13 protein-coding genes are annotated in these 18,231 nt (G+C 60.1%); 7 read left to right on the forward strand and 6 right to left on the reverse strand.

What is annotated here, in order from left to right; translation table 11 throughout:
* Nucleotides 1-28: 28 nt before the first annotated feature.
* The 3 genes from prfB to ACO07N_RS22900 all read right to left on the reverse strand — a co-directional run bounded on the left by prfB (nt 29) and on the right by ACO07N_RS22900 (nt 5,263).
* Nucleotides 29-1,160, reverse strand: a protein-coding gene (gene prfB / locus ACO07N_RS22890; protein WP_306143770.1) for a peptide chain release factor 2 whose coding sequence is annotated in 2 segments (ribosomal slippage) — nt 29-1,090 and nt 1,092-1,160 — 1,131 coding nt in all. Because the reading frame shifts where the segments join, the coding sequence is not laid out codon by codon here.
* Between the two features lie 151 nt (nt 1,161-1,311).
* The gene (locus tag ACO07N_RS22895) at nt 1,312-3,756 is read right to left on the reverse strand and encodes a penicillin-binding protein 1A (RefSeq protein ID WP_421984480.1); all 2,445 of its coding nucleotides are present in this window, start codon (nt 3,754-3,756) and stop codon (nt 1,312-1,314) included.
* A 187-nt stretch (nt 3,757-3,943) separates the two neighbouring features.
* Nucleotides 3,944-5,263 (reverse strand): N-acetylmuramoyl-L-alanine amidase, encoded by a 1,320-nt coding sequence (locus ACO07N_RS22900; RefSeq protein WP_421983226.1) that lies wholly within the window; start codon nt 5,261-5,263, stop codon nt 3,944-3,946.
* A gap of 655 nt (nt 5,264-5,918) precedes the next feature.
* On the opposite strand from ACO07N_RS22900, the gene ACO07N_RS22905 reads away from it, so the two are divergent.
* On the forward strand, nt 5,919-8,834 hold the full coding sequence (locus ACO07N_RS22905; protein WP_421983227.1) for an Rne/Rng family ribonuclease: 2,916 nt from the start codon (nt 5,919-5,921) through the stop codon (nt 8,832-8,834).
* A gap of 88 nt (nt 8,835-8,922) precedes the next feature.
* Here the strand turns inward: ACO07N_RS22905 and ACO07N_RS22910 are convergent, their stop codons facing one another.
* On the reverse strand, nt 8,923-10,086 hold the full coding sequence (locus ACO07N_RS22910; RefSeq protein WP_421983228.1) for a pyridoxal phosphate-dependent aminotransferase: 1,164 nt from the start codon (nt 10,084-10,086) through the stop codon (nt 8,923-8,925).
* Between the two features lie 268 nt (nt 10,087-10,354).
* Between ACO07N_RS22910 and ACO07N_RS22915 the strand changes: the two genes are divergently transcribed.
* From ACO07N_RS22915 to ACO07N_RS22940, 6 genes are all read left to right on the forward strand, one after another.
* Nucleotides 10,355-11,737 (forward strand): M48 family metalloprotease, encoded by a 1,383-nt coding sequence (locus ACO07N_RS22915; protein ID WP_421983229.1) that lies wholly within the window; start codon nt 10,355-10,357, stop codon nt 11,735-11,737.
* Nucleotides 11,738-11,793: 56 nt separating this feature from the next.
* Nucleotides 11,794-12,582 carry a DsbA family protein gene (locus ACO07N_RS22920; protein ID WP_421983230.1) on the forward strand — a complete coding sequence of 263 codons (789 nt, stop codon included), beginning with the start codon at nt 11,794-11,796 and terminating at the stop codon, nt 12,580-12,582.
* Between the two features lie 304 nt (nt 12,583-12,886).
* Nucleotides 12,887-13,360, forward strand: coding sequence for an acetyl-CoA carboxylase biotin carboxyl carrier protein (gene accB / locus ACO07N_RS22925; protein ID WP_421984481.1), 474 nt, complete (start codon nt 12,887-12,889; stop codon nt 13,358-13,360).
* A 15-nt stretch (nt 13,361-13,375) separates the two neighbouring features.
* Nucleotides 13,376-14,722 carry an acetyl-CoA carboxylase biotin carboxylase subunit gene (gene accC, locus ACO07N_RS22930; protein ID WP_421983231.1) on the forward strand — a complete coding sequence of 449 codons (1,347 nt, stop codon included), beginning with the start codon at nt 13,376-13,378 and terminating at the stop codon, nt 14,720-14,722.
* Between the two features lie 50 nt (nt 14,723-14,772).
* Nucleotides 14,773-15,453, forward strand: coding sequence for a leucyl/phenylalanyl-tRNA--protein transferase (gene aat, locus ACO07N_RS22935; protein WP_421983232.1), 681 nt, complete (start codon nt 14,773-14,775; stop codon nt 15,451-15,453).
* Between the two features lie 123 nt (nt 15,454-15,576).
* Entirely contained in the window at nt 15,577-16,626 is a 1,050-nt protein-coding gene (locus tag ACO07N_RS22940) for a hypothetical protein (RefSeq protein ID WP_421983233.1), read from the forward strand.
* A 56-nt stretch (nt 16,627-16,682) separates the two neighbouring features.
* On the opposite strand, the gene ACO07N_RS22945 is transcribed toward ACO07N_RS22940, so the two are convergent.
* On the reverse strand, nt 16,683-17,069 hold the full coding sequence (locus ACO07N_RS22945; RefSeq protein ID WP_421983234.1) for an NADH:ubiquinone oxidoreductase subunit NDUFA12: 387 nt from the start codon (nt 17,067-17,069) through the stop codon (nt 16,683-16,685).
* 195 nt (nt 17,070-17,264) lie between these two features.
* A complete protein-coding gene (locus ACO07N_RS22950; RefSeq protein WP_421983235.1) occupies nt 17,265-17,987 on the reverse strand; it encodes a response regulator in 723 nt (240 codons plus the stop codon).
* Between the last annotated feature and the right edge of the window lie 244 nt (nt 17,988-18,231).

An 18,231-nucleotide genomic window follows, 5' to 3' on the forward strand; every position in this document is an offset into this window, starting at 1 on the left:
CCGTTTGTCCTCACTCTGGTCGTTCGGATCAGTCGATGTCGTCGACTTCCACGGGGTCTCCCCCAAAGACGCGCTGCGCCAATGCGGCTTCCATGAACTTGTCGAGATCCCCGTCCAGCACATCGCCGGGAGACGTGCTCTCCACTCCGGTACGCAGGTCCTTCACCAGTTGGTAGGGCTGCAGAACGTAGGAGCGGATCTGGTGTCCCCAGCCGATATCCGTCTTGGACGCTGCTTCGGCATTCGCCGCTTCTTCGCGCTTTTTCAGCTCGGCCTCATAGAGCCGCGCCTTCAGCATGCCCCAGGCTGTCGCCCGGTTCTTGTGTTGGGATCTTTCCGACTGGCACTGGACGACGATCCCGGTCGGCTGGTGCGTGATCCGCACCGCCGAGTCCGTCGTGTTGACGTGCTGTCCGCCTGCACCCGACGCCCGGTAGGTGTCGATCCTGCAGTCGCTCTCGTTGACGTCGATCTCGATCGAATCGTCAATCACCGGGTAGACCCAGGCGCTTGAGAAACTGGTATGCCGCCGCGCATTGCTGTCATAGGGCGAGATGCGAACAAGCCGGTGGACGCCCGATTCCGTTTTCAGCCAGCCATAGGCGTTCTCGCCCTTGATGAGCAGCGTCGCGGACTTGATGCCCGCTTCCTCGCCATCGCTGTAGGCGGGCACTTCGACCTTGAAGCCATGCTTTTCCGCCCATCTCCGGTACATCCTGAGAAGCATCGACGCCCAGTCCTGGCTTTCCGTGCCACCGGCGCCGGAATTGATCTCCAGGTAGGCGTCGTTGCCGTCGGCTTCGCCGGACAGCAGCGAGTTGAGCTGCAGCTGGTTGACCTTGTCCTTGAGGCCCCGCAGGGCGTCTTCGGCGTCCTCAATGACGTCCTTGTCGTCTTCCATCTCACCGAGTTCGATCAGCTCGATATTGTCCGCAAGGTCCTGCTCCAGGCCCCTGACGCCTGTAATGCCATCGTCGAGTTGCTGGCGTTCGCGCATGAGTTTCTGCGCCTTCGCCGGATCGTTCCAGAGATCGGGATCTTCTGACAGGGCGTTCAGTTCTTCCAACCGGACAAGAGCCTGATCCCAGTCAAAGATGCCTCCTCAGCAGGCTTATGGCCTGCTTGATTTCATCAACGATCGCTTCCATTTCGGCGCGCATCGGATACCTCGCTGTAGTGTGAGACGGCCCGGTTTTCCTGGACAGGACCGGGCCGTGAATTGGAGCGGGACATTAGCCGCGCAGATAGGCGGTGTAAACCGCCTTTGGGCGCGCAGCTGACGTTCGAGAACCTGTCCGGTTCCGTCAGGGATCAGTAGAGGCCGCCGGTCCCCACGGTCACCGCTTGCTGCGCCTCCGGCGAAACCGCCGTCGGGACGCCAAGCTGGCTCTGGAAATCAATGACCGCGTAGCTGTCATTCGGCGTCATCCCGGGCTTGAACGCTTCCAGGATTGCGCCGGGCGATCCGGGCGCTGCCCGCCCGCCGGTCCGCCGGTTGATGGCGATCAGCTGGAGACCGCGCGGCACGCGGAATTCGACCGGCGGTTTGTCGGCGAGCGCTTTCTTGACGAAGTCCGTGAAGATCGGTGCTGCAACCTGGCCACCCGTGGCGCCTCGTCCCATGGGTTTGGGATTGTCGAAGCCGACGAAGACACCCACGGCCAGATCCGGCGTGAAGCCCATGAACCAGGCGTCCTTCTCGTCGTTGGTTGTCCCGGTCTTGCCGGCAACGGGCCGCTCGACGGCGCGCACGGAAGTGGCCGTGCCGCGCTGGACGACGCCTTCCATCATCGACGTGATCTGATAGGCCGTCATGGGATCAAGCACCTGCTCCCGGTCATCGATCAGGATCGGCTCCTGCTGGCCTTCCCAGGCGTTCTGCGTGCAACCGTCGCAAATCCGGCTGTCATGCTTGTAGATCGTGCGGCCATAACGGTCCTGGATCCGGTCGATCAGGGTCGGGCGGACCTTTCGCCCGCCATTCGCGATCGTCGCATAGGCGGTTGTCATCCTCAGGACCGTTGTTTCCCCTGCCCCCAGCGACATGGACAGGACTGGCAGCATGTTGTCATAGATCCCGAACCGCTTGGAATACTCGGCAACCAGGGGCATGCCCATGTCCTGGGCGAGACGGACCGTCATCACGTTCCTGGAGAGTTCGATTCCCGTGCGAAGCGTGGAGGGCCCGTAGAATTTGCCGCCATAGTTCTGCGGCCGCCATGTCCCGAGACCGGGTCCCTGGCTGATTTCGAGTGGCGCGTCCATGATCACCGACGACGGCGTGTAACCGTTGTCCAGCGCCGCGGCATAAAGGAACGGCTTGAACGACGATCCCGGCTGACGGTAGGCCTGGGTTGCGCGGTTGAACTCACTCTGCGCGAAGCTGAAGCCGCCGACCAGCGCGAGAACGCGGCCCGTGTAGGGATCCATCGCGACCAGCGCGCCGGAAACCTTGGGGATCTGTCTGAGTTCGTACGTGCCCGGCGCCACCTGGCTCTCCTGCACATAGACCACGTCACCTGGTGCAAGCACGTCGGATACGGAGCCCGGCGCACGTCCGTTGACACGGGCCCACTTCATCGTCTCCAGGAACAGCGGGCCGCTTTTGCGTTCTTTCGAAAGCTTGCCGCTCACCAGCTTGTCCGGCTGCACACCGACGGTCGCCTGTTCGCCGCCGCTTTCCAGGACCACGGCAAGCGTCCACTCGGGGATGTCGCTGAGGCCTTCGATCTTGCCCAGGTCCACGCCCCAGTCCGCACCGAGCGTGATCCGGTCGATGGGCCCGTTCCAGCTGCCGCGCTTGCGGTCGAAATCGATCAGCCCGTCCATGAGCGACTTGCGGGCCATTGTCTGCAATTCGGGATCCAGCGTGGAGCGGACGGACAGACCACCTTCGTAAAGACGGGTGGTTCCGAAAATCTCGGCGACTTCCCTGCGCACCTCTTCCGTGAAATACTCGGCGGCAAACAGCCGGGAGCCGGATTTCCGCGGCTTGACGTCGATCGGCTTCTTTTTCGCCTCTTCGCCCTCTTCGAACGTCACATACCCGTCCGCGACCATGCGGTCGAGAACATAGTTGCGGCGCGCGATCGCGCGGTCTGTGTGCCGGAAGGGATGATAGTTGTTGGGGGCTTTCAGGAGCGCCGCCATGTAGGCGACTTCATCGAGTTCCAGTTCGTGAACCGACTTGTCGTAGTAAATCAGCGCGGCAGCGGCAATTCCGTAGGCTCCCAGGCCGAAGAAGTTTTCGTTGAGATACAGTTCGAGAATTTCGTCTTTGGTGTAGGCCTGCTCGATGCGCAGCGAAAGGATGGCTTCCTTGATCTTGCGGACGATGGACAGATCGTTTGTCAGCAGGAAGTTCTTGGCAACCTGCTGGGTGATCGTCGACGCCCCCTCCGGACGCCGTCCCGAGCCGTAATTCTGCACGAACCGGACGGCCGCGCGGGCAATGCCCTCCGGGTCGACGCCGATATGCGAATAGAAATTCTTGTCTTCCGCAGCAATGAACGCCTGCTTCACACGATCCGGCATCGCCTGTATCGGAAGAAACATGCGCCGCTCGGTCGCATACTCGGCCATGAGACTGCCATCGGCGGCGTGAACGCGCGTCATGACGGGCGGCTCGTAGTTCTTCAGCGCCGTGTAGTCCGGAATGTCCTCATCGAGGTGCTGCAGATACATCCACACACCCGCGGCGATCAGGAGCGCGAGCGCGGCCCCGATGCCGAAAAGATAGCCAAAAAATTTAACCAAGAATTTCATACTGCGGGCTCGTCTTTCCCCGTCATTGCTGCTTGTCGCTTTCTAGCACGGAAACTCTAACACGGCACTCTCTGGCGCAGATTGTCACAATCACCTGACTGTTACCTCTTGCACCAATATGGCGATGCTGAGGCAATCGCCCTCCAAGACGCTCAATTTGCGTGACAAATCACCATCACTACTGCGAAAGCGTCCCTTTCTGCCGGGCAAGCCTGGGCCTGAAAAAGCCGTGTATGGCATCGCTCATCGCGTTCGCCATGCGCTCCCGCCATTCTTCGGTAATCAGCAGTTTTTCGTCGTGCTCGTTGGAAAGATACCCGAGTTCGACCAGAACCGATGGCACATCATGTGCCTTGAGAACGCGAAAACCCGCAGATCTGTGCGGATTGTTAATCAGCCGGACGGCACTCTTGAGCTCGGTCACGAGTGTTTTCGCAAAGTAGTTGGAAAAGGAACGGGTCTCGCGTTTGGCGAGATCGAGCAGGATGTCCGTGACGTCCGTCGGCTCCTCGTCAAGTTCGACACCGGCAATGATGTCGGACATGTTTTCGACTTCCGCCAGTTCCTCCGACAGCTGGTCGGAAGCCTTGTCCGAGAGCGTATACACCGTCGCACCGCGCGCCAGTTTCCTGCCCCGCCGAACCGAATCAGCGTGAATGGATATGAAAAGATCGGCCTCGAGCTCGTGACCTATCTCGACGCGACGGGAGAGAGACACAAACGTGTCGTCCTCACGCGTCAGACGCACATCGTATAGTCCGCTCTTTTCCAGCTTCTGCTTCAGAAGGTTCGCGAAATCCAGCACGATTGCCTTTTCCAGCGTGCCGCCGACACCCGTCGCACCGTTGTCGATGCCCCCGTGTCCGGGGTCGAGCACGATCAGGGGCCTGTCACCTTTTTTCGCCCCCTCGCCCAGACGGTCGGTCTTGGGCGCCGTTTTGGCGCTACTCACCGTCTCCTGCTTGCGGGAACTCAGAACGAAAGCGTCAAAGTCGTCGGGCGACGACTTTACGAGATCGATGACAAGTCTTGCGGGCTGATCGTCGACTGCCGGCAGAAAGAAGGTCTTGTCGACACTGACGGGCCCGCTCAAGTCCATGACGATCCGGGATTTCCCCGGCGCAAAAAGTCCGTATCGCCAGGTTGTTACCATTCCGCGGCCCGTCTCGCCTGCACCGCCCGGCAGCTTGAATTCGACCTCGGGCAGGTCGACGATCAGACGGAACGGGCGCGCAAGGCCCGAAATGGCGGGTTTGACCTGTGTATCGAGGTCGAGAACGAATCGGGTGCGCTCTGCATCGCCGGCAACGCGCGCGCCGATAACCTTCGCGGCCGCCGCGAATACAGGATTTGCCTGCGCGCCACCCATCAGGATCAGGAAAGTGAAAAAAAACAGCGTGGCCGCCGAGCGCAACACTCCGCCGGCCCGCGGAATGGCCCCTGCAACAGGCTTGACCTCAGGTTTCGGGGCGTTTTTCTTCACAATTTCTCCGGCCATGTGATGCATGTTCTGTTTGTTTCTGGTCGCGGCAGTGCCGTTTTAAGCGAAGTACGGGCTCAGGAAAATAGTTTGTCCGTTTCACATTGCTTGCAAAGCGGAGCAACGGATCGTAAAAGTACCTTACGGATTTCGGTTCAAGACCGATACCTTCCCGGGTGGTGTTTCAGGGTGGCTATCCACAACACCATCGAAAATCATGGTCTTATTGCGACGGAACAGAGGCCGTTCTGTCGCGAAAACGCAGACTCGATGATAGAGGATCAGGTAGCGGCCCCCTTTGAATACGACCTGTATTGCAGGTTTGTGGCCTGAATTGGAAACAGTGCCCCATGCGATACGGACCACGGAAAACAAAGGCGAACTTCTCCGGCACCGGTTGCAGATGAAGCGGCACTCCCCTCCCTGGCATACCGGAAATGGTACAACGACTTAACTAAAGGGCCTGCGTTGCCCCGAAGGACCCGCGCGATGCACACAGTGATCAACACGAAACAAGGCCCCGCTTCCGCGGATGGTTTCGTTGATCAGACGACCGCGCCGGGCGCAGACGCCCTTCTCATTCTTAGCAATAAAAATACGGCAGCTTCACTCCTTTCGGGCGATGCGCGCTTGCTATGCGCGCTAAGCACTGCTGCCGTGGAGACGTTCAGTAATGGCAAACAAAATGCTGATCGACGCGGGCCACCCGGAAGAAACCCGGGTCGTCGTCGTACGTGGCAATCGTGTTGAAGAATTCGACTTTGAGGCGGCAAACAGGAAGCAGCTACGTGGCAATATATATCTGGCGAAAGTGACCCGGGTCGAACCGTCCCTGCAGGCGGCTTTCGTTGAATATGGCGGGAACCGGCACGGTTTCCTCGCGTTTAGCGAAATTCATCCGGACTACTACCAGATCCCCGTTGCGGACCGCGAAGCCCTTTTGGCGGCCGAAGCGGCCGAGCGTCAGAAAGACGATCAGGACGCGGACGAGAAACCGAAGCGCCGGCGCAAGTCCCGGGCTGCGAAAAACGAATCTGCACAGACTGTCGCGAGCGAAAAGGTCGATGCCGATGAAACATCGGAAGCGGCCGCCTCTGATGAAGGTGCGAGCGACGACACGGATGCATCCGTCGAAGCAGTCGCCGAGGCGGCCGGCGAAGCGGAAACGATAGTAGACGCAGGCAGTGAAGATGCCGCGGATGCGCCGGTTTCCGACGACGGGACAGCAGACGAGCTTGCTGCTGCGTCTGACGCGGAGCCGGCAGAAGAAACCGCTTCAGAAGACGAGACGGATCCGGCTGGCGAAGCCGACGAGGATCAGGGCGCTGACGAGAACGGCGACGATGAAACCGTTGCAGCGGCCGATGCCGAAGAAGAGACCGAAAAGCCGGTTCGGGCGCGCAGCCGCCGGCGCCGGCGCTCGCGCGACGACGACGACGAAGTCGACAGTGAAGACGACATGGTCGAATCCGTCGGTGCAGAAGACGCGATGGAAGAAGTGCCCGAGCGCGTTGTTCCCTTGCGCAAGCAGTACAAGATCCAGGAAGTCATCAAGCGCCGCCAGATCATCCTGGTTCAGGTCGTCAAGGAAGAACGCGGCAACAAGGGCGCTGCGCTCACGACCTATCTTTCCCTCGCGGGCCGCTACTCCGTGCTGATGCCGAACACCGCTCGCGGCGGCGGCATCTCCCGGAAGATCACGCAGCCGACCGACCGCAAGCGCCTCAAGAAGATCGCCTCCGAACTCGATGTTCCGGAAGGCATGGGCGTGATCCTGCGCACGGCAGGCGCGAGCCGGACAAAGGCTGAAATCAAGCGGGATTTCGAGTATCTCATGCGCCTTTGGGAAAACGTGCGCGAGCTGACGCTGAAATCGAGCGCGCCGAGCCTCGTCTACGAGGAAGGCAGTCTGGTCAAGCGATCCATTCGCGACCTCTACAACAAGGACATAAACGAAGTCCTTGTTTCCGGGGACGACGGGTACCGCGAGGCCAAGGACTTCATGCGCATGCTCATGCCGAGCCACGCGAAGAATGTTCAGCCCTATCGCGATCCGTCGCCGCTGTTCATTCGATACGGTGTCGAACCTCAGCTCGACGCCATGTTCTCGCCGCAGGTAACGCTGAAGTCGGGCGGATACATCGTCATTAACCAGACGGAAGCGCTGGTTTCGATCGACGTGAACTCCGGCAAATCGACCCGGGAACACAATATCGAGGACACGGCGCTCCAGACCAACCTGGAAGCGGCGGAAGAAGTCACACGCCAGCTGCGTCTCAGGGATCTTGCCGGTCTCGTCGTGATCGATTTCATCGACATGGAAGAGTCGAAAAACAATCGCGCGGTCGAGCGGAAGCTGAAAGACTGTCTCAAGAACGACCGTGCACGCATTCAGGTCGGCCGGATCTCGCATTTCGGACTGCTTGAAATGTCCCGCCAGAGGATCCGCACCGGCGTCCTGGAAAGCTCGACGACTCCGTGCCCGCACTGTCAGGGCACCGGCATGATCCGCTCTGTCGAGTCGGTCGCCCTGCACGTGCTGCGTTCCATTGAAGACAATCTCCTGAAGGGCGCTACGCACGATCTCATCATACGGACGACAACACAGGTCGCGCTTTACATTCTCAATCAGAAGCGCTCCAACCTGTCCGATCTCGAAATGCGGTTTGCCGTCGAAATCGAGGTCAACGCCGACGAAATGGTCAACGGCCAGCTCTATGTCCTGGAGCGGGGTGCGCCGATAGACCGTGACCGGGTGCCCGCACCGGCCCCAACCGTTCATCCCGATACCGTCGAGATCATCGACGACGAGACCGATCAGCCGGTCATCGAAGAACAGGCGCAGGACGAAGAAGGCGGCGACCGCCGCCGCAGACGTCGCAGAAAGCGCCGCAGGAACGGTTCGGACAACGCCCAGGAAACTCAGGACGGTCAACAGGCCGCCGCCGAATCGGACGAGCCCGAAAAGGAAGACCGGACGGCCCTGGACGCAGGATCGGAAGACGGAGACTCCGACGAACCCCGCCGCAAGCGCCGGCGCGGACGCAGAGGTGGGCGGCGCGGTCGCCGGAACGGTGAAGACTCGGATCTTCAGACCGACGAACAGGTTGAGGCCAATGCGGAGAACCAGGAAGACAGCGGTTCGCCGGAAGACGGCGCAGAGGCACCTGAGACCGATGCGGTAGAAACGGACGCTCCTGCTCTCGCCGACGCGGGCATGGAAGCCGAAGCGAACGCAGGCTCCGACACCGTCGATGCAACTGACGAAGCCGAGACGTCTTCCGAGGCCCTTCATGCGGATGCGGAACAGGAAGACGCTTCGGATGCAAATGATGAAGCGCCCGACATGAGCGCCGCCGACACCGATGAACCAGCGGTTCAGGCGGAAGAAAGCCCGTCCCCGGAAGACATCGTTGTCGAAACGCCGACATCCGAACAGCCCGTTCCGAATGAAACCGCAGGCGAGGACGCGGCTGCAAAGCCGTCTGCGCCGGCAGAACCGGTCGTGACGAGCGAGACGTCAGGGGACGAAGAGGAAGACAAACCCAAGCGCGTCGGCTGGTGGCAGCGCGGCAGGTCGTTCTTCTGATCGCTTTTCAGTCCAAGTTTGAAAAAGGCGGCCCCTGGCCGCCTTTTTTACGCTAATGGACTGCGCCGGAAACACCGGCTAAACGTTTTCAGTCGAGAAAATCCGACAGGCGCACCAGCGCTTCTTTCATGTGGTCGTGCGCGCCGGCGAAGGAAAACCGCAGGAACGCGTGCCCATTCAGCGGATCGAAATCAACACCGGGCGTCGCTGCGATCCCAGTCTGGTGCAACAGCTTGCGGGCAAATTCGAGACTGTCGCTGCTGTATCTGCTGATGTCGGCGTAGATGTAGAAGGCCCCATCAACGGGCAGCAGTCTGTCCAGCCCAACGTTCGGCAGGCCGTCCAGCAGGAGCGACCGGTTGTCGACATAGCCGGCTTTCACGGCCTCCAGTTCCTGCACGGACCCGAGGGCTGCCGTTGCCGCGATCTGGGAGATTTCGGGGGCGGAAATGTAAAGGTTCTGGGCAATTCGCTCCACCGGGCGCACCAGCTGTTCCGGCAGCACCATCCAGCCGATCCGCCAGCCCGTCATGCAGTAGTATTTTGAGAAGCTGTTGATGATGATCGCGTTTTCCGAAAGCGCGAGCGCGGTTGTCTGATCCTCCGCATAATCGAGACCGTGATAGATCTCGTCCGAGATGAACCAGATGTTCTCCGCGTCGCAATAGGCGACCAGTTCGGCCAGGGCGTCACCGCTCATCATGGTGCCCGTCGGGTTTGCGGGACTGGCGACCAGCACGCCCTTGATCGGACCGTCCGCCTGCGCCGCCTCAAGATGTTCCGGCGTCAGGCACCAGCGCGTCTCCGGTCCGACAGCCAGTTCGACAGGCACCAGTCCTAGCGATTTCAGGATGTTGCGGTAGGCTGGGTAGCCGGGCATCGTCAGCACGATCCGGTCGCCGACATCGAAAGCGGCAAGAAAGGCCAGGTTGAAACCTGCCGAGGAGCCGGTTGTCACCGTGATCCTGTCCCGGGGCACCTCGACACCATATGTGCGCCGGTAATGCGCTGAAAGGGCGTTGCGAAGAGGACTTATCCCGGCCGCCTCCGTGTATCCCAGACGACCGTGCTCCAGGGCTTGCCGGGCTGCCTCGAGTGCCGCTTTCGGAGCGGGCGCAGACGGTTGGCCAACCTCCATGTGAACGATGGACCGCCCATCGGCTTCCAGCCTCGCCGCTTCGGCAAGCACATCCATGGCGATGAAGGGCGACACGTCACTGCGCCGGGAAGGTCGGAAGGCATTATCTGTCATGTCTGCTCTTGGCGTCCGGTCGTTTTTCCTGAGTGGACCGTATTGCCGATTTTGCGCAAAGAGGCAATGCGCCGGTCGGCCAGAACACCTGTCGCCGCGGCCGTCAGGAAAAACCTTTCCGATTTGTCATCCGGGATTTCTTGACCGGAACAGGACACATCCATAACTTCGCCACACGGTCGACTATCCATACCGCAACAAGATGACTGCAATAATTCAGAACGGACTGCGCTCAATGCCGGTTACCCCATCACCAGACAGGAAGACCTTGCGACAATCGATACATAAGACGGTCGCGACCCTGTGTTCCGCCGCGATCGCCATTCCGCTCGTCGTTACACCCGCCGATGCACAGCGGGGCAAAGTGCCGATCGTGCGCGACGCGGAAACGGAAGCGCTGCTGAGAGACTACGCAAAACCGCTCTTCAAGGTAGCCGGGATCGCCCAGTCCGAACCCCAGATCATCCTTGTGAACGACAAGTCGTTTAACGCGTTCGTGCCCGATTCCCGGCGCATGTTCATCAATATCGGCGTGCTCATGGACGCGGAAACGCCCAACGAGGTTATCGGGGTCATCGCGCATGAAACCGGCCATATCGCCGGCCGGCATCTGGTGAGACTTCGCGCTGCTGCCTCCAACGCGCAGATCATCGCTGTGATCGGCATCCTTCTGGGTGCCGGCGCCGCCGCAGCAGGTGCGGCGTCCGGATCCGGTCGCGCGGCCTCCGGCGGCGCCGCCGCAGCCCTGAGCGCACCCGAAGTCGGCCGGAGATCGTTGCTCGCCTATCAGCGCGGAGAAGAAGCGGCCGCCGACCGCGCTGCGCTTCGGTACCTCAACGCGACCGGACAAAGCGCGCGCGGCATGTTGAAGACATTTCAGCGCATGTCCGAGCAGCAGCTGTTTTCAAGCCAGTTCGCCGATCCTTACGCGCAAAGCCACCCAATGGCGCAGGAGCGCTATAGCGGACTGCTGCGGGAAGCCCAGAAGTCCAAGTATTTCGACACGCCGGACGATTACGTGCTGCAGTATCGTCACGAACAGGTCCGCGCCAAGCTGTTTGCGTTTTCCAGCCATCCCTCCGCAACGCTGCGCGCCTATCCGCGAAGCGACAAGAGCCCTGCCGCCCAATATGCGCGGGCGATCGCCGCGATGAAGAGCCGCGGAAAGGGGGCCGTCAAGGAAATCGATGCCCTGATCCGCACGCAGCCGAACAATCCGCACTACTACGAACTGAAGGGACAGGCTCTGATGGAAGGCGGCGATCCGAAGCGCGCGATTGCTCCCTTCAGGAAAGCTCTCTCCTTCAAACCGAATGAACCGCAGTTCCTTGTCTGGCTCGGCTATGCGCTCGTGGGGGCCAACAATCCGGCCTATCTGCAGGAGGCCGAGCGTGTGCTGAAGCGGGCGATTGCGCTGGATGAAAATTCAGGCGTTGCCTACAGCCAGCTTGCGATCGCCCATGGACGGCAGGGAGAGCGGGCGGAAGCCGATCTGGCCACCGCGAAGGGGCTGATGGTGCGCGGAGATTTCGATGCGGCGAAGCGATATGCGGCCCGTGCTCAAAAAAGTTTGAAGCGCGGATCGCCGGCATGGGTTCAAGCGGACGACATTGTGGCGTACAAACCACCTAACGTAGGGAATCGCCGGTGACGCCAAACGGATGCGTGGCGGCGGATTGACCCGTGGCGTCGCCAGAGGAGTATTTGATGATCAACCCTTACTCATACCCGCAACGGTTGCTGTCGGCTGCGTTTCTTCGCATTGCTTCGGCAGCCGCACTAGTGCTCGCGCTCATGGCGGGGTCCGTGTCGGCACAGGATCTCAGCCGCAGCGACGTTGAGAAAATCGTTCGCGAATACCTTTTGGAAAACCCGGAGATCATTGCCGAGGCATTCAATGAGCTGCAGCGCCGCGAGCAGGCTGCAGAAGAGGCAGCCCGGCTTCAGGCGCTGAACGACAGCGCGGACGTTCTTTTCAATTCGACACGGCAGGTCGTTCTCGGCAATCCGGAAGGGTCCGTCACGCTGGTCGAGTTCTTCGACTACAATTGCGGATACTGCAAACGCGCGCATGGCGACATGGTCCGTCTCATCGACGAGAACCCGGAACTCAAGGTCGTCTTGAAGGAATTCCCGGTCCTGGGCCAGGGTTCGGTCGAAGCAGCCCAGGTCGCCGTTGCCGTCAATTCCATCGCGCCGGAAAAATACGGCGAGTTCCACGAAGCTCTTCTGATGAGCCGCGGCCAGGCCAACCTGTCCAGCGCCCTTGCCGCTGCGACGGAAATCGGACTGTCCGAAGCCGAATTGCAGGCAGCCCTTGCAACGGACAAGGCCGGTCAGACGATCGAGGAGGTTTACACGCTGGCAAACCGTCTCGGCCTGACAGGCACGCCGTCCTATGTTGTCGGCAACGAGGTTGTCATGGGCGCAGTCGGCTACGAACAGCTGCGGTCGAAGATCGAGGCCCTGAAGGATTGTGACCAGACCACATGCTGAGCCTTGAACGCTCAAGGCTGTTGGAAACTGGTTGGTCTGAAAATCAATGAACCTTCGGGGCTTTTCCTGACACAATTGAATCCCTATAAGAAGTCTGGCTCGTATTCGCTCGAATACGGGCCAAACAATTATATCCGCTGCATTATGGCGGGACAAAAAGTGCGGATGGAACGGGCTTCTACCAGGATTTCACCTTGTAAAAGTCAAAAATGGCCGGAACCTCGACACGCATGCGTGGCGCCAGAGACCGGTAGCCCCAGAGCTCATGCTTTTTGTGGATCGAGTACGAGAGCCAAATGATATGATGCGTAACGATAACAAGAAATTCGACACGGCCCTGATCCGCGACCTCGCGGTCCTGTTGGACGAAACCAACCTCTCCGAGATTGAGCTGGAACAGGGCGATACCCGGATCCGCGTCGCCCGTCAGATGTCGATAAACGCTCCCGTCAACGTCGCCGCACCGGTGGCGGCAGCAGCTCCCGTGGTTGCCGAACCGGTTGCCAAGACGGTTGAAGCGGTCGAGGAAAAACCTGCCCAGGCGGGTTCTTCAGTGACCTCGCCGATGGTGGGAACGGCCTATATTTCACCCGAGCCGGGCGCAGCGCCCTTCATTCAAGTTGGCGACAAGGTGACGGAAGGCCAGACGATTCTGATCATCGAAGCCATGAAGACGATGAACAACATCCCCTCCACGAAATCCGGCACTGTGAAACAGATCCTGGTCGACGATGCGCAGCCGGTGGAATTCGGCGAGCCGCTCATCGTCGTCGAGTAAGGAGCCGCCAGGGTCATGTTCTCCAAAATTCTCATCGCCAACCGGGGCGAAATCGCGCTGCGTATCCTTCGCGCCTGCAAAGAGCTTGGCATTTCAACGGTCGCGGTTCATTCAACCGCCGACGCTGACGCCATGCATGTCCGCCTTGCGGACGAGAGCGTGTGTATCGGTCCGCCCGCAGCACGCGACAGCTACCTGAACATTCCGCAATTGCTCGCCGCGTGCGAGATCACCGGCGCGGATGCCGTTCATCCGGGCTACGGGTTTTTGTCTGAAAACGCCCGATTTGCGGAGATACTCGAAGCCCACAACATCGAGTTCATCGGCCCGACCGCCGAACATATCCGCATCATGGGTGACAAGATCCAGGCGAAACAGACGGCCAAGGATCTCGGCATCCCGGTTGTGCCCGGTTCGGACGGCGAAGTTGCCGCAGGCGACGATGCCCACGCGATTGCCCGGGACATCGGCTACCCGGTTCTGGTCAAGGCCGCCGCCGGCGGCGGCGGACGCGGGATGAAGGTGGCCCAGACGGAAGCCGATCTGGACACCGCCCTTTCAACAGCCCGGTCCGAGGCCAAGGCTGCCTTCGGTGACGACGCCCTCTACATGGAAAAATATCTCGGAAAACCGAGGCACATCGAAATCCAGGTTCTGGGGGACGGCAAGGGCAACGCGGTCCATCTTGGTGAACGCGACTGCTCGCTTCAGCGCCGGCACCAGAAGGTCCTGGAAGAGGCCCCCTCGCCCAGCCTGAACGCCGAACAGCGCGAACGCATCGGCGAAATCGTGGCAAGCGCCATGCGCAAGCTGAAATACCGCGGTGTCGGGACGGTCGAGTTTCTCTATGAGAACGGCGAGTTCTATTTCATCGAAATGAACACCCGCCTGCAGGTGGAGCACCCGGTCACCGAGATGATCACCGGCATCGACCTTGTGAACGAGCAGATCCGTATTGCCGCGGGCGGCGATCTGGACATGACCCAGGACGACATCAGATTCGAGGGCCACGCGATCGAATGCCGGATCAATGCTGAAGACCCTGTCACCTTCGCCCCGTCTCCGGGGACGATTACCTACTACCACCCGCCGGGTGGACTGGGCGTCCGGGTCGATTCCGGAGTTTATCAGGGCTACAAGATCCCGCCCTATTACGACAGCCTGATCGGCAAGCTCATCGTACACGGGCGGAACCGCGTGGAATGCATGATGCGCCTGCGCCGGTGTCTCGACGAATTTGTCGTTGACGAAATCAAGTCGACTATTCCGCTGTTCCGTGATTTGGTGGACAATCAGGCGATCGCGAACGGTCAGTACGACATTCACTGGCTGGAAAAATACCTGGCTGACAAGTCGAACTGACCGGGCAACGGCGAAGCAAACGGCTTCGCACCTGGAAAGCGAGACCGTGCATGGCTGGTTATAAAGACGATATTGTCATGGAAATAACACCGCAGGTGCTGCTGAAGGCCTATGCCTGCGGATTGTTTCCCATGGCAGAATCGGCGGACGATCCGGGATTGTTCTGGCTGGAACCGGAAAAGCGCGGCATCTTGCCGTTCGATGCTTTCCACCTCCCCCGCCGCCTCAGGCGCACCATCCGGAACGACGTTTTCGAGATCAGGGTAAGCACCGACTTTCAGCGCGTGATCGACGGCTGCGCGGAACCCATGCCCGGACGCCAGAAAACCTGGATCAACCGCGAAATCCGCCGCCTCTATGGTGAACTCTTCGACATGGGATACTGCCACACGGTCGAAGCGTGGCAGGACGGAGACCTGGTCGGCGGACTTTACGGCGTCAGCCTGAACGGGGCCTTCTTCGGCGAGAGCATGTTCACCTTCAGAACCGATGCGTCGAAAGTCTGCCTGGCGCATCTCGTTGCGCGCCTGATCGTGGGGGGCTACGCCCTTCTGGATACCCAGTTCGTGACGGATCACCTCAGCAAGTTCGGCACGCTCGAAGTGTCGCAGGCGGACTACAACGAGCGCCTGTCCGAAGCCCTGAAACTGGAAACGGACTTTTACGCCCTGCCCACACATGCCGGCGGGCAAGAGGTGTTGTCGGTCCTGGACGCGTGCCGGGCAACCTGACGCCTTTGCGAACATCGTCAGTGCAACCCAGGCACAGCAACCAGAGCGAGCACACGCGGTTGTAGGTGTTTCGCGGCAACTTTGCTAAGTTTCCCCTTGGTAAACCAAGTTCAGGGAAATGCTATGGCGGGGGACCCCAAACAAACCGGCAACAACAACGGCCTGAGCAAGCCCGCTGCTGCGACCGGGGCAAAGGAAGAACGGCGCGCACTGGCAGGCCGGGACCAACACGTCGCGGAGACTGCCAGCCCGAACCCTCAGGCGCCTGCCGCGCAGAAGACCACGGCGCAGTCAGATTTCGTCAGCGACCTGAAGAAGGCGACGAAAACCGTTACGGACTACATGACGACAGCCGGCCGGACCACGGACCCGGAAAACACGATCGCCGATGCGAAATTCAACAAGGACCTGCAAACTCTTCGGAACCTGCATTCATTTCTCATCCGGGAAGCCAAATCGCTTCCCGAAGACTTCTCGCTCGGCATTCTGAACACGCTCAAGGATGGCGGCCAAAGCGAAAAAGGCCGCAGTCCGACGGCCGATGAGTGGAAGGCGATCGAGAAGAAGACGCAAGTTTTGTTCGCGCAGTTGACAGACACCGACAGAAAGAAGTTCCTGGCGTCCCAGATGCCGAACTTCCTGCCAAGGATCGCCGTCTGGCTCGTGGCGGTCTCGATCGGGTCGATGATCATGTCCGTGGTGATGGCCGAATTGACGCTGTTCGACCCCGGCATCAACGGCGCCTTCATGGTCTTTTTCTTCCTGGTCTGGCTGATGTCGCTCGGTGCGATCGGAGCCGCGGCGTTTATCGGCTTCAACGCGATCTCCGTCAGCACCGACATCACGTTTGATATCTCCGATTCCAATTTCATCGTTCAACGCATCGTCCTGGGCGCGCTGTTCGCCTTGTTCTTCACCCTGCCCTTCGGCTTCCACGAGTTCATCAGCTTTGCAAAAAGCTTGAGTACGGCCGCCCAGAACCGGGCGACTGTGCCGACACAATCCGAACTCGCCTTTACCAACCAGTCCCTGCTTTTGATCATGCCTTTCGTGCTCGGCTACAGCACATCGCTGGTGATCCTGATTCTCAACAGGCTGATCTCGTCCGCGAGCACCCTCTTCGGGGCACAGGAAACGAAACCCAGGGCCGCTTCCGGCCAGGACGGCCGATAGCAGATACAAAAAGCCCCGCGAAAGCGGGGCCTTGAAAAACCGATTGTCCCGTTGCTTCAGCCGCCGGGGGTCCAGGCCTCGTAATCGCCGGTCACTTCCGGGCGCTTTTCTGGTGTCAGAATGGACCCGTGCGGCCTGTAGGCTTCTGGCGTCCCGGTGGGATTGGCCTTGTGCGTCTGCTGCCAGTGCTTGGGATGATAGGTCTCGTCGCTGGGCGGGGTATCGACACGGTGATGCATCCAGCCATGCCAGCCCGGCGGGATCGACGACGCCTCGGCAAGGCCGTTGTAGATCACCCAGCGTTTCTTGCCGCCGCGCTCCTTGTAGTACTTGTTGCCGGCTTCATCCTCGCCGACAAACTCGCCCTTGCGCCAGGTAAAAAAGCGCGTGCCCATGGTCTGGCTGTTCCACCAGGTGAAGATTTCAAGCAGAAGCGTCTTCATGGCCCTTGAGAGGTCCTTTTGGGATACGGGTCCTTGGTCCGGCCTCTCCATCGGAGCGGCAGCAATTTCGCGGAATATGGCCTTATCGACGGCTCATGTCCAGTGCCGCACTGCCGCATCGCGGCAGAAATCGAACCTGCATCTGTTCTGCGGTCGCCTGTGCCGCCCCGGACCGGAAAAACGCGGGTAGAAATGCTAATGGAGCTTGAGATCCTTGGACTTCACGTATTCGGCGTTTCGGATATGCCGTGCCGCGGCAGAGTGCTTTGCAGTCGTTCCGCCCTTTTTGACGCCGGCGAAAATCTCTTCCTTCTTGTCCGGTTCCACCTTCGGCGCCCTGTCGAATTCCTCTTCGACCACTTCTTCCACCTCGGCCCGTTTCTGGATCGCGATCTTGTGGTGAAGGCGCGCGCCTGCCAGGGACTGCAGTTTTTCCGCCTGTTCATCCAGCGTCTTTTGAATGCCGTAGATGTTGTAGAAACCGGAGTGTTCCAGGATCATCGGCCGCTCGTCCGCCATCAGCCACTGAAGGCGCTTGAAAAGCGTCGATGGCGACACCGGCTTCACCAGGACATGATGTGCACCCGCGCGCAACGCCTTGTCGACGAGCGGACGCGTACCGTGCGCCGTAATGAAGAGAATCGGCACATAGCAGAGCGGTTCCATATGACGGTGCCGGACCAGGCGCAGGAACTGGTAGCCGGAGGTCGGCTCCATGCGCCAGTCGGTCAGAATCACATTCGGCGGTTCGGCGAGGCTCGCCTCAAGGGCGTCGTCGACCGAATCAAACACCCGGACCCGCGACACCTTGAAGCTCAGAAGAATCGATCGGAGAATCGTCTGCATCGGCTTGCTGTCTTCGACAACGACAGCATCGATGTCTTCCATCGCAAGTCCGTAGGCTGCGTGATGCTTCATGAAATGCGGGGTCCTCTCCTTGCCATCCCGGCACTAAACCAAAGCCGGCTTAAACCCGCCTGAAGCCACCGCCTGCCATTTTCGTCAAATTTTCATAAAAGCGGGATCATCGTCATCCACAACGAAGTTCGAACGCGCTTTCGATGCGGTATCAGCGCGTTTGCAAGCACAAATTTCCCTGCGTTCCCGCTGACCTCGCCTTGCTCCCCACAATCCACACAGCCACACAATATTTTGCGTTTGC

The sequence above is a fragment of the Roseibium sp. genome (assembly GCF_965229775.1).
Classification (GTDB): Bacteria; Pseudomonadota; Alphaproteobacteria; order Rhizobiales; family Stappiaceae; genus Roseibium.